Source organism: Aliihoeflea aestuarii, assembly GCF_024105665.1.
In the GTDB taxonomy this organism is placed as follows: domain Bacteria; phylum Pseudomonadota; class Alphaproteobacteria; order Rhizobiales; family Rhizobiaceae; genus Aliihoeflea; species Aliihoeflea aestuarii.
In genome coordinates this window covers 752,275-764,701 of the sequence record NZ_JAAAMK010000001.1, presented here as the reverse complement: position 1 = coordinate 764,701, position 12,427 = coordinate 752,275, and the positions used below count along the sequence as shown (strand labels likewise).

Below are 12,427 nucleotides of genomic sequence, written 5' to 3'. Positions count from 1 at the left end.
GTCAGCCCGAGATCGGCTCTTCGTCGTTGATCTCGACGGTGTAGGAGCCGTCCTTGATCGCCGCTTCCCGCTCGGCGACGAGCGCCTTGATCTCGTCGGGCACCTTGTCCTCGAACGTGCCGAGAGGTGCAAGCGTGCAGCCCCCTTCCTTCATGAAGGAATAGACGCCGTAATCGGCGGCGGTGAAGGTGCCGGCCCGTACTTCTTCGATGGCCTTGGCGAGCGTCGGCTCGAAATGCCAGAGCGCCGAGGCCACGACCGTTTCGGGATAGTCTTCCTGCGTGTCAATGACGTTGCCGATGGCGAGGATGTTGCGCTCCTGCGCCGCGTCGGAAACGCCGAAGCGCTCGGCGTAGAGAACGTCCGCGCCCGCGTCGATCTGTGCGAAGGCGGTTTCCTTGGCCTTTGGCGGATCGAACCACGAGCCGATGAACGCGACCTGGAACGTCACGTCCGGCCGCGTCTCGCGCGCGCCTGCCATGAAAGCATGCATCAGCCGGTTGACCTCCGGGATGGGATAGCCCCCGACCATGCCAATATTGCCGGTCTCGCTCATCGCGCCAGCGATCAGGCCGGTGAGGTAGGACGCGTCCTGAATGTAGTTGTCGAAGGGTGCGAAGTTCGGCACCGCAGGGTCTTCCTTGAGGCTCGATCCCATCAGGAACGAAACGTCGGGATAGTCCGCGGCCACCTGACGGGCGGCCTGCTCGACGCCGAATACCTCGCCGAGAATGAGCTGGTTCCCGGTCTCGCAATATTCGCGCATGACGCGCTCGTAATCCGAATTGGAGACGTTTTCGGAAAAGACGTATTCGATTTCGCCGCGCTCCATCGCCGCCATCGCGGCGAGGTGGATGCGGCTCACCCATTGCTGCTCGGTCGGCACGGTGTAGACGGCGGCGACCTTGATCGCCTCTTGCGCGAACGCGCGGAACGGCAGCCCGAGCGTGGCGGCCGCGGCACTTGCCGCGATACCTTGAACGATTTGGCGACGATTAGGACGGAAACCTTGTTTGATCATTTTGAAAGACCCTCTGGCGGCAGGATTGATCGGCTGTATCCCGTCTTTTTCAGCCACGCTATGCCAGATCGATCTGCTCCACAACTAGCTCTTCCGTGGGTGTCGGTTCGGGTGCCTTGCGCGCTTTGCGGCGGATCGCGAGGGGTGGCATCGAGAAGGCTCTGGCGAAGGCGCGCGAGAACGAGGCGGGACTGGAAAAGCCCGTCCGGGCGGCGATGTCGGCCATCTTCTCGCTCGTATCGAGCACGAGGCGCCGGGCCGCATTGAGCCGTAGTCTGAGATAATACGCGCCGGGGCTTTCGCCGATCGCCTGGCCGAACAGCAGTTCCAGCGTGCGCGGCGCGACGTTAACCCGCCTGGCGATGGAACGCACCGTCAGCGGCCGGTCGATATGCGATTCCATCAGCCGGATCGCGCCGACCAGCCGGCGGTCGTAGATATCCAGACGCCCGAGCGAGACGAGTGGCTGCGCGTCGCTCGGCGCATGCGCCTGATCGTAGACGAACACGCTGGCCACATCGAGCGCAACAGCCATGCCGAGCCGGGTCGCGATGAGATGAAGCATCAGGTCGAAGCCGGGCGAGGCACCGCCTGCAGTGACGGTTTTGCCGTCGATGACGTATCGATCCGGCCGGACGTCTATGTCGGGAAAGGCGGTGGCGAAATCTTCGAGGTCCTCCCAGTGGGTTGTCGCCGAACGCCCGTCGAGAAGACCGGCCTGAGCGAGCACCCAGGTTCCAGCTTCGATGCCGGCGACCGCGCGAGCGCCGCCCGCGCCGCGCTTGAACGCGGCAAGGTCGGTAGGCGACAGCGCCGAGCGAGAGCCGAACCCGCCGATAATGATGAGAAAATCGCCTGCGGTCGCGGGATCGAAACGCTCGGTTGCGGCTATCGGCAGACCGCTGGTGGTCGCGGGCGATTTTCCGTCAAGGGAGACGATTTTCCAGTCGAAAACGGTTCGCCCGCATATCCGGTTCGCCGCCCGCAGCGGATCGATCGCGGAAGCCACGCACATGAGCGAGCAGCCGGACAGGACGAGGAACGTGACCTTCAGGCTCGCTGGATCGGCGCGGAAGATCGAAGGCTTTTCGGTTTTCATCAATTTCAATGCGTAAAACGCAAAGCAGTATCATGCAAGACGCGCATACTGCCCGGAGCCAATTCGGGAGAACGACATGCCTTTGGAAATGAACCGCGAGGTTTTTATCACCTGTGCCGTGACGGGCTCGGGCGCGACGCAGGATCGCAGCCCGCACGTTCCGAGATCGCCCAAGCAGATTGCCGATTCCGCGATTGAAGCTGCCAAGGCCGGCGCGGCGATCGTTCACTGCCATGTCCGCGACCCGGAAACCGGCAAGCCGCGCCGCGACATTGCGCTCTACCGCGAAGTGACCGAGCGCATCCGCGACGCCGATGTCGACGTGGTCCTCAACCTGACCGCCGGTATGGGCGGCGACATGGTGTTCGGCTCCACCGAACAGCCGCTTCCGCTGAAGGAAGCGGGCACCGACATGGCTGGTGCTGCCGAGCGCGTCGAGCATGTGCGCCAGTGCCTGCCGGAGCTTTGCACGCTCGATTGCGGCACGATGAATTTTGCCGAAGCCGACTACGTCATGACCAACACGCCCGGAATGTTGCGCGCGATGGGCGGGATGATGACCAAGATGGGCGTCAAACCGGAAATCGAGGCGTTCGACACCGGCCACCTCTGGTTCGCGAAGGAACTGGTGAAGGAAGGCGTGCTCGCGCCCGACGCGCTGGTGCAACTGTGCATGGGCGTGCCGTGGGGCGCACCCGACGACCTCAACACCTTCATGGCGATGGTCAACAATGTGCCGAAGGACTGGAACTGGTCGGCCTTTGCGCTTGGCCGCAACCAGATGGCCTATGTCGCCGCGACCGTGCTTGCCGGCGGCAATGTGCGCGTCGGGCTGGAAGACAATCTGTGGCTCGGCAAGGGGGAACTGGCAACCAACGCGCAACTGGTCGAGCGCGCCGCGACCATCGTGGAAAACATGGGCGCACGCATCATCGGCCCCGACGAAGTGCGCAAGCGCCTGAACCTGACCAAACGTGCGCCGTTGGCGGCCTGAGGAGAAAACAGCATGGCAAAAATCTCGAAAGCCGCCTGCATCGGTGGCGGCGTCATCGGCGCAGGATGGGCCGCACGCCTTTTGCTCAACGGTATCGATGTCGCGCTCTATGACCCAGACCCGCAGGCCTGCCGCAAGGTCGGCGAGGTGATGGACGGCGCGCGCCGCGCCTATGAGAAGATGGCACCGGACGGCCTGCCGGCGGAAGGCCGGATCACCTATCCGGCGACAATCGCCGAGGCGGTAGCCGATGCCGATCTGATTCAGGAAAGCGTGCCCGAACGGCTGGACCTGAAACACAAGGTACTGGCCGAGATAGACGCGCATGCGCGGCCCGACGCGCTGATCGGCTCGTCCACGTCGGGCATCAAGCCGACCGACATGGCGACCGCGCTGAAGCGCCCGGAACGCCTCGTCGTGGCCCATCCGTTCAACCCGGTCTATCTGCTGCCGCTTGTCGAGATCGTCGGCGGCGAGAACACCGGCGCCGAGGCCATCGCCAACGCAAAAGAGCTTTACGCATCGATCGGCATGAAGCCTGTCGTCATCCGCAAGGAGATCGAGGCGTTCGTCGGCGACCGGCTCCTCGAAGCCGTCTGGCGCGAGGCGCTCTGGCTGATCAAGGACGGCGTGACGACGGTCGAGGAACTCGACGACATCATGCGCTACTCCTTCGGCCTGCGCTGGGCGCAGATGGGGCTGTTCCAGACGTATCGGGTGGCAGGCGGCGAGGCGGGCATGCGTCATTTCATGGAGCAGTTCGGCCCCTGCCTGTCCTGGCCGTGGACGAAGCTGATGGACGTGCCTGAATTCAACGATGAACTCGTCGACCTGATCGTGACGCAGTCCGACGAGCAGACCGGCGATCTGTCCATCCGCGATCTGGAGCGCATCCGCGACGACAATCTCGTTGCCATGATGGACGCGCTGTCGCGCCAGAACGGCGGTGCGGGCTGGGGGGCAGGGGCGCTCCAGAAAGATTACGTCGCAAAACTCGCCGCGCGCGCGAAGGAGAAGACGCCGTGAATTTCGGGCTGGACGAGGAACAACGCCTCATCGTCGAGACGACGCGCGCCTTCGTCGAAAAGGAACTCTACCCGCACGAACTCGAAATCGAGCGCACCGGCCATCTGCCGATGGAACTCATCAAGGAGGTGCAGGCAAAGGCGATGGCGGCCGGTCTCTACGCGGCCAACATGCCCGAGGAAGTCGGCGGTGCCGGTCTCGATACAGTGTCATGGCTTTTGTACGAACGGGAGCTTGGCCGCGCCAATTATGCGCTTCACTGGACCTGTGTTGCCCGTCCGTCGAACATCATGCTCGCGGGCACCGACGAGCAGAAAGAGCGCTACCTTTACCCGTGCATGCGCGGCGAAACCTGGGACTGCCTGGCGATGACCGAGCCGGGCGCGGGCTCTGATTTGCGGGGCATGAAGGCGACGGCGCGGCAGGACGGTTCGGACTGGGTTCTGAACGGCACCAAGCACTTCATCTCCCACGCCGACATCGCCGGATTCGCGATCGTCTTCATTGCGACGGGTGAGGAAGAAACGCCCCGGGGCAAGCGCAAGAAGATCACGGCCTTCTTTGTCGACAAGGGCACGCCGGGCTTTGCGGTGCGCGATGGCTATCGCAACGTCTCGCATCGCGGCTACACCAATTCCGTCCTCGAATTCGACGATTGCCGCATCCCAGCCGAACAGGTTCTGGGCGAGGTGCACAAGGGCTTCGACGTCGCCAATTCGTGGCTCGGCGCGACACGGCTTCAGGTCGCCGCGACGTGTCTGGGACGAGCCGAACGCGCGCTTGGCCATGCCATCGACTATGCCGCGCAGCGCGAGCAGTTCGGCCAGCAGATCGGCAAGTTCCAGGGCGTATCCTTCAAGCTCGCCGACATGGCGACCGAGTTGAAGGCCGCCGAACTCCTGACATTCGAGGCGGGCTGGAAATACGACCAGAACACCATCACCGATGCCGATATGGCGATGGCCAAGCTCAAGGCCACCGAGATGCTCGCCTTCGTCGCCGACGAGGCGATCCAGATCCATGGCGGCATGGGGTTGATGGACGAGTTGCCATTGGAGCGCATCTGGCGCGACGCCCGCGTCGAGCGCATCTGGGAAGGCACGTCAGAAATCCAGCGCCACATCATATCGCGCGCCATGTTGCGAGCGGTCGGCGGATGAGCAGGCTGGAGCGCCTTCTGCGCCCACGCACCATCGCCGTCATCGGCGGCGGCTTCTTCGGCACGAATGTGGTGCGCCAGTGCCTGAAAGCCGGTTTTGCCGGCGAGATCTGGCCGGTTCACCCGGTCAAAAGTGAGATCGAGGGCGTCGGGACGTTCCGCACGGTCGCCGATCTGCCAGACGCACCCGATGCGACGTTCATCGGCGTCAATCGCGAACTGACGGTCGAGATGGTGCGCGACCTGAACGCGCGGGGCAGCGGCGGCGCGGTCTGTTTCGCAGCAGGATTTCTCGAAGCCGACGATGGCGAAGGCGAACGCCTCCACGCAGCCCTTATCGAGGCGGCGGGCGACATGCCCGTCATCGGGCCGAACTGCTACGGGCTCATCAACTATGCCGATGGTGCGCTCCTGTGGCCCGATCAGCATGGCGGGCGGCGGCTGGCGGATGGCGAACGCGGCGCGGCGATCATCACCCAATCCTCCAATATCGCCATCAACATGACGATGCAGCAGCGCGGCCTGCCCTTGTCCTATGTGATGACGGCCGGGAATCAGGCGCAGACCGGCCTGTCCGAAATGGCGATCGGCCTGATCGAGGACGAGCGCGTCAGCGTGCTTGGCCTTCACATCGAAGGCTTCGACAGCGTCGCCGGTTTCGAGGCGCTGGCTGCGCGGGCGCGCAAACTTCGCAAGCCGATCGTGGCGATGAAGGTCGGCCGCTCCGAACAGGCGCGGAGGGCGACGATCTCGCACACCGCGTCCCTTGCCGGCTCCGACGCGGCCGCAACCGCCTTCCTCGAGCGACTCGGAATCGCGCGGGTCGATACGATCCCGTCCCTTCTGGAAGCGCTGAAACTTCTGCATGCCGTCGGGCCGCTCGACGGCGCACGACTGTCCTCGATGAGTTGTTCGGGCGGCGAGGCTTCCGTCATCGCCGACGCGGCGGTCGGACGCCCGTTCGCCTTCCCTGTACTGGCTGCGGACCATGCGCAGCGGGTTGCCGACACGCTCGGCCCGCTGGTAGCGATCGCCAATCCGCTCGACTACCATACCTTCATCTGGAACGACGAGCCGGCGATGACGTCGACCTTCTCGGCCATGGTGTCCGGCGGCTTCGACCTCAATCTTCTTGTCCTCGATTTCCCTCGCTTGGATCGATGTTCGGACCGCGACTGGTGGCCGACGGTCAGCGCCTTCGAGGCAGCGCTTTCAGGCGATGCCAAAGGTGCGGTGGTCGCATCGATGGGCGAGAACCTGACGGAAGCTCATTGCGAGGCGTTGCTGGCGCGCGGGATCGCGCCTTTGTGCGGGCTCACCGAGGCGATGGATGCCATCGCCGCAGCCTGCTTCATCGGTGCGGCATGGCGAAGGCCAGCCTTGCCGCCTCTTCTCGCTCCTGCGCCCGGACCTTCCGCCGCTGACGTGCTTGATGAAGCGGAGGTCAAGCAGTTGCTGGCCGCGCATAGCTTGCCCGTCCCGTTGGGACGTCGCGTGGCAACGGTCGAGGATGCGGTAACGTGGGCGCGCGAACTGGGTTTTCCCGTCGCCCTCAAGGCACTCGGTCTGGCGCACAAAACCGAGCACGATGCCGTCCGGCTTCATCTGGGCGATGCGGCCGCGGTCGAAAAAGCAGCGCGCGAGATCGCTGCGCTCGGCAAAGACCTCTATGTCGAGCGCATGGTCGAGGGCGGCGTCGGTGAACTGATCGTCGGCGTCACGCGCGATCCCGTCTTCGGCCCCGTCATGACGATCGGCACGGGCGGCGTTCTCGTCGAACTTCTGGCGGATTCGGCGACGCTTTTCCTGCCGTCGGGTCGCGCGGAAATCGAAGCGGCGCTTCGCAGTCTCAAGCTGTTTCCGCTACTCGACGGCTATCGTGGACGCCAACGCGCTGATCTCGACGCCGCGCTTGATGCAATCGCCGGGATTGGCGGTTTTGCCCTTGCGCACGCCGGGAAGCTGGACGAACTGGATATCAACCCCTTGATCGTGTGCGCGGATGGCGCGTTCATCGCCGACGCGCTCATGGTCGTTCGAAACTGAAGCATGGAGAATCAGATGAGCGAAGTCGTGACGACGCGCCGCGAAGGCACGATACTGGAAATCACGCTCGACCGGCCGAAGGCGAACGCGATCGATCTGGTGACGTCGCGGCTTCTAGGCGAGACGTTCAAATCGTTCCGTGACGACCCGGACCTGCGCGTCGCGATCGTCCGCACCGCCGGTGAAAAGTTCTTTTCCGCCGGATGGGACCTGAAAGCTGCCGCGAACGGAGACGCGGTCGATGGCGATTACGGCGTCGGCGGCTTTGCCGGCCTGCAGGAACTGCGCGACATGAACAAGCCGGTCATCGCCTGCGTCCATGGCATGGCCGTTGGCGGCGGCTTCGAACTGGCCCTGTCCTGCGACCTGATCTACGCCTCGGAAGGCTCGTCATTCGCCCTGCCTGAAATCAGGGCCGGCACGCTCGCCGATGCCGCCACCATCAAGCTGCCGCGTCGCATTCCCTACCATGTGGCGATGGACATGCTCATGACCGGCCGCTGGATGAACGCCGACGAGGCGCATCGCTGGGGTCTCGTCAACGAAATCCACCCCGCCGACCAGCTCGAAGAGCGCGTCTGGGACGTCGCCCGTCTGCTGGCGTCCGGACCGCCGCTCGTCTTCGCGGCGATCAAGGAAGTTGCGCGCGAGGCGGAAGGCCAGACGTTCCAGTCGGCCATGAACCGCATCACCAAACGCCAGTTCCGCACCGTGGACGACCTCTACGATTCCGAGGACGGTATCGAGGGGTTCAAAGCCTTCGCTGAAAAGCGCGATCCGGTCTGGAAAGGCCGCTGAGTGCACGAGCGGCGGATCGATTCCAAGGCAGCCTATTCGTAGAACAGGCATACCCGTCGCCCGCCGATCTCTCGCACATCGATCTGCATGTCGTAGATATCGCGAAGCGCGTCCGTGCGGATGATTTCGTCCGGCGTGCCCTGGCGGCAGATGCGTCCCTGACGCATCGCGACGATGTGGTCGGAGTACCATGAGGCGAAATTGATGTCGTGGAGGACGATGACGACGGTCTTGCCGAAATCCCTGCAGGCGTCGCGCCACAGCCGCATCATCGACGCGGCATGCTTCATGTCGAGATTGTTCAGCGGCTCGTCCAGAAGCACGTAATCGGTGTCCTGACACAGCACCATGGCGACGAAGGCGCGCTGGCGCTGCCCGCCGGACAGTTCGTCGAGGAAGCGGCCGGACAGGTCGGTGAGGCCGAGATAGTCGAGCGCACGGGCGACATGGACGGCATCCTCTTCGGTCGGCCGTCCACGCGAATAAGGATAGCGCCCGAAGGTGACGAGGTCGTGCACGGTCAGGCGCGCCGTCATGTGGTTGTCCTGCCGCAGGATGGCGAGGCGTCGCGCGAGTGCCTCGCTCGGCGTGGTGACGACGTCGAGCCCGTCGATCGTGACGTGACCGGCATCCATCCCGACAAGCCGCGCCATCATGGAAAGCAGCGTCGATTTTCCCGCGCCGTTCGGGCCGATAATCGATGTGATCCCGCGCGCCGGAAGCGTGATCGTGACGTCATCCACGACAAGCGCGTCGCCATAGCTTTTGCTGACACTTTTTGCCGTGATCAACGGGCCGCTCCGCGAACGATGAGGAAGATGAAGACGAGGCCGCCAAGGAACTCGACAATGATGGAAAGCGCCGTGTTGAAAGAGAAGACGCGCTCCAGCACCGTCTGCCCGCCGACAAGCGCGACGATGCCGAGAAGGACGGCGGCGGGCAGGACATGACGGTGCAGGCCGGTGCCGAGGAGTGCGCGTGCGAGACTGGCGACGAGAAGTCCGAAGAAGGTGATCGGGCCGACGAGCGCCGTGGAAACGGCGACGAGGACGGCCACCATCGTCAGGATCGTCATGACGGTTTTCGGATAGTCGACGCCGAGGCTGATGGCCTGCGGCCGGCCGAGCGCCAGCACGTCGAAGCTGTGGGCGATACGCCACAGGACGAGCGTGACGGCGGCGACGAGCGCGAAGGACATCCACAGCAAGGTCGTATCGACATTCTGGAAACTGGCGAACAACGCATCCTGCAAGACCTGAAATGCATTCGGGTCGAGCACACGCTGCATGAAGGCGGAAAGGGACCGGAAGAAGATGCCGAAGACGATGCCGATCAGGATGAGGAGATAAAGGCTTCGTTCCTCGCCCAGAAACAGCCAACGGAAGAGAACCCAGGCAAAGCCCGCCATCAACGCGACCTCCGTCAGGAAGCGCGTGTAGGGATCGGCCAGAACAAGCATATGCGCGCCGAGGAAGAAGACGACCGATGTCTGCACCAGCACGTAAAGCGCGTCGAAGCCCATGATCGACGGCGTCAGGATGCGGTTGTTGGTGACGGTCTGGAACAGCACCGTCGAAACCGCGATCGCATAGGCGACGAGGATGAGTGCGAGAAGGCGCTGCCCGCGGAAGCTGAGAACGAAGCTCCAGGAGCCGCGTGCGCCGAGCGTCATGAAGGCGACGACCGAAGCTGCCGCGAGAAGCCCGAGCCCCGCCAGAACGATCGCCGGGCGGCTGAACCGGGAGCCGGATGACGCCTCAGGCACCTGGGCCTCGCTTGCGCAGCAGGAGATAAAGGAACATCGCCGAGCCGACGACGCCAACGACCACTCCGATGGGGATCTCGTACGGGTAGCGCATGAGCCGTCCGACGATGTCGCAGATGAGGACGAACAGCGCACCCAGCGCGGCCACCCACGGCACGGTGATGCGCATATTGTCGCCGACCATCAGCGAAACGATGTTCGGTACGATCAGCCCGAGAAACGGGATCGAGCCGACCGAGACGAGCGTGACCGAGGCGATGATCGAGACGAGGACGAGGCCGAGCGTCATCACGGCCTTGTAGTTGAGGCCGAGATTGGTGGTGAAGTCGCGTCCCATGCCCGCCACGGTGAAGCGGTCGGCCGCTATATAGGCCATGATCGTCGCGGCGAAGCCGATCCACAGCAATTCGTACCGCCCCCGCAGGACCCCTGAAAAATCGCCCATGGTCCAGGCGAGCACGGAGGGCAGAAGGTCGAAGCGGTAGGCGAAGAAAGTCGTGATCGCGCCGATGACGCCGCCGAGCATGATGCCGACGAGCGGCACGAGCATCACGTCGCGCAAGGGCACGAAGCGCAGGATGCGCAGGAAAAGTGCCGTGCCGGCGAGCGCGAAGAGCGCCGAGACGCCCATCTTCGCCATCAGCGGCCAGGCGGGCGCGAGGATCGTCACCGCCAGGAAGCCGAGCGAGGCGGATTCGGTCGTGCCGGCTGTCGAAGGCTCGACGAACCGGTTGCGCACGATGATCTGCATGACGAGACCGGCGATGGCGAGTGCCGAGCCGGCGAGCAGGATCGCAGCGGTGCGGGGAATGCGGCTGATGAGCAGCACCCGCATCGCGCGATCCTCTGCCCCGGACCCGAAAAGGGTCGACGGCGAGACATTGCTGATGCCGATGAAAAGACTGAGCGCCGCAAGGACGACGATGAGGAAAAGCACGGCGCAAAAGAGCAAGGGGTTCGCATGCGAACCCCTGAATACATCCATCCGTAGCGCGGTCACCGACGCGTCCGATCAGGAATCGCGGCCGTAGCCTTCGATCACCTGATCGAGCAGCAGCATCAGGCCGCTATAGCCGTGCATGGTGACATAGGCGGCGGCCGGGTCGAGATAGACGATCCGGTCGTTCTGCCAGAAATTCGTCTCGTGGATGAGTTCGTTGTCGAGCAGCGCACGGGCAGCGCCTTCGCTGCCGATGCCTGCATCGCGGTCGACCACGAAAAGCCAGTCGGGGTTCGTCTCGAGAAGGTATTCAAAGGAGATCGCGTCGCCGCCATGGTCGCGGTCGTCCACGTCGTCGAAGACGGAGGGCACGTTCAGCGCGTCGTAAATCCAGGCGATGCGCGAGCCCGGCCCGTAGACGCCCAGATTGCCGGCATTGGTGACGATGACGAGGCCGGTTCCCTTGCCGTCAGCCGCCGCGCGCGCTTGCCCAACCTTGGCATCGAGCGCCGCAATCAGGTCGTCGGCCCGGTCCTGCCGGTCGAAGATTTCACCCAGCGTCGTCAGGTTCGCCTTCACGCCGTCGATCAGGTTCTCATTGTCGACGGACAGGTCGATGGTCGGCACGAAACCGGAGAGCGTCGGATAGGCCGTGCGTGAGCGTGCCGCCAGGATCACGAGGTCCGGTTCGCTTGCCACGATGCCCTCAATGTCGGGTTCCTGGAGGGAGCCGATCGTCTGCACATCCACAGGCAGCTTGTCCGACAGATAGGGAGGCATGGCCGTCGACGGCACGCCGGATACGTCTATGCCCATCGCATCGAGGTTGTCGAAAGCGGCCCAGTCCGTGACCATCACCGTTTCCGGCACGGCCTCGATAGCCGTGGTGCCTTGCCGGTGCTCGATATCGAAGGTCTGTCCCAGCGCGGCGGGCGCGAAGGCGAGGGCAGCGACGAGCGAGGCGATGCCAGCGAGTGTCTGGGGCATGGTCTGTTTCCGGCTTCGAAAAGTGGTGCCGTCATCAACTAGACTTGACTCGTATTGTCAAGTTTGAGAGGAAGCGACACGCTAAGGCAACGGCGCGCCGCATGACGGTGCGATACCCGGCGACACACTACAGTTCACGAGCAATTTCCGGCTTACCCATCGGCCGGCATTCGAATGGATATGTTCATGCCGGCCAGCCGCGTCATCGTTCCGACGGATCATGCCAGTCGCTATCTTCAGCAGCTTTGCAAGCATTGGGCGCACAAATTCGAGACCGAGTTCACACCAACGCACGGGCGCATCGCGCTTCCGCTCGGGACGACGGTTCTGACGGCTGACGAGGCGGGTCTTTCGGTCGAACTGATCGCGCGAGAGTCGGGTGATCTCGAACAGTTCCGCGATGTCGTGCAGCGCCATATCGAACGCTTCGCGTTCCGCGAAACCCTTCAATTCGATTGGCAGTCGGACGGTGTCGAGGGCGACGAGCGGAGCTGATCGGCGTCAGTTCAAATTCTTCAATTCAACAGGCAAACAAGGACTTAGAGAATGTCGAGGGGACGAGTGCAAATCCGCCGCGCATGGGGCAGCGCGG

Annotated in this window: 12 protein-coding genes; 6 read left to right on the top strand and 6 right to left on the bottom strand. The window is 63.8% G+C overall.

Features of this window, described 5'->3' with window-relative positions; translation table 11 throughout:
* Position 1 precedes the first annotated feature (1 nt).
* Positions 2-1,021 (bottom strand): BMP family protein, encoded by a 1,020-nt coding sequence (locus GTW25_RS03785; RefSeq protein WP_252910511.1) that lies wholly within the window; start codon positions 1,019-1,021, stop codon positions 2-4.
* 58 nt (positions 1,022-1,079) lie between these two features.
* The gene (locus GTW25_RS03780; protein ID WP_252910701.1) at positions 1,080-2,123 is read right to left on the bottom strand and encodes a GlxA family transcriptional regulator; all 1,044 of its coding nucleotides are present in this window, start codon (positions 2,121-2,123) and stop codon (positions 1,080-1,082) included.
* 73 nt (positions 2,124-2,196) lie between these two features.
* Here GTW25_RS03780 and bcoG point away from each other — a divergent pair, with 73 nt between their 5' ends.
* From bcoG to GTW25_RS03755, 5 genes are read left to right on the top strand one after another with little or no spacing between them, the layout of a single operon-like run.
* Positions 2,197-3,114, top strand: coding sequence for a 3-dehydrocarnitine:acetyl-CoA trimethylamine transferase BcoG (bcoG, locus tag GTW25_RS03775; protein WP_252910510.1), 918 nt, complete (start codon positions 2,197-2,199; stop codon positions 3,112-3,114).
* A gap of 12 nt (positions 3,115-3,126) precedes the next feature.
* Positions 3,127-4,140, top strand: a complete 1,014-nt coding sequence (locus GTW25_RS03770; protein WP_252910509.1) for a carnitine 3-dehydrogenase — start codon at positions 3,127-3,129, stop codon at positions 4,138-4,140.
* Positions 4,137-5,300, top strand: coding sequence for an acyl-CoA dehydrogenase family protein (locus tag GTW25_RS03765; RefSeq protein WP_252910508.1), 1,164 nt, complete (start codon positions 4,137-4,139; stop codon positions 5,298-5,300). Before GTW25_RS03770 ends, GTW25_RS03765 begins: the two co-directional genes overlap by 4 nt.
* Positions 5,297-7,345 carry an acetate--CoA ligase family protein gene (locus GTW25_RS03760; protein ID WP_252910507.1) on the top strand — a complete coding sequence of 683 codons (2,049 nt, stop codon included), beginning with the start codon at positions 5,297-5,299 and terminating at the stop codon, positions 7,343-7,345. Before GTW25_RS03765 ends, GTW25_RS03760 begins: the two co-directional genes overlap by 4 nt.
* Positions 7,346-7,360: 15 nt before the next feature.
* A complete protein-coding gene (locus GTW25_RS03755; RefSeq protein WP_252910506.1) occupies positions 7,361-8,143 on the top strand; it encodes a carnitinyl-CoA dehydratase in 783 nt (260 codons plus the stop codon).
* Positions 8,144-8,175: 32 nt separating this feature from the next.
* Here GTW25_RS03755 and GTW25_RS03750 read toward each other — a convergent pair whose 3' ends face one another.
* Genes GTW25_RS03750 through GTW25_RS03735 form a run of 4 tightly spaced genes read right to left on the bottom strand, consistent with a single transcriptional unit; the run spans position 8,176 to position 11,835 of the window.
* Positions 8,176-8,934: an iron ABC transporter ATP-binding protein gene (locus GTW25_RS03750; protein WP_252910505.1), complete on the bottom strand. Its 759-nt coding sequence runs from the start codon at positions 8,932-8,934 to the stop codon at positions 8,176-8,178.
* The gene (locus GTW25_RS03745; protein WP_504928252.1) at positions 8,931-9,908 is read right to left on the bottom strand and encodes an iron chelate uptake ABC transporter family permease subunit; all 978 of its coding nucleotides are present in this window, start codon (positions 9,906-9,908) and stop codon (positions 8,931-8,933) included. Before GTW25_RS03745 ends, GTW25_RS03750 begins: the two co-directional genes overlap by 4 nt.
* Complete coding sequence (locus tag GTW25_RS03740) at positions 9,901-10,893, bottom strand: ABC transporter permease (protein WP_252910698.1); 993 nt, start codon at positions 10,891-10,893, stop codon at positions 9,901-9,903. The genes GTW25_RS03745 and GTW25_RS03740 overlap by 8 nt, the downstream gene beginning before the upstream one ends.
* Before the next feature lie 27 nt (positions 10,894-10,920).
* The gene (locus GTW25_RS03735) at positions 10,921-11,835 is read right to left on the bottom strand and encodes a siderophore ABC transporter substrate-binding protein (protein WP_252910504.1); all 915 of its coding nucleotides are present in this window, start codon (positions 11,833-11,835) and stop codon (positions 10,921-10,923) included.
* A gap of 186 nt (positions 11,836-12,021) precedes the next feature.
* Between GTW25_RS03735 and GTW25_RS03730 the strand changes: the two genes are divergently transcribed.
* Positions 12,022-12,330, top strand: a complete 309-nt coding sequence (locus GTW25_RS03730) for a DUF2218 domain-containing protein (RefSeq protein WP_252910503.1) — start codon at positions 12,022-12,024, stop codon at positions 12,328-12,330.
* Positions 12,331-12,427: the final 97 nt, after the last annotated feature.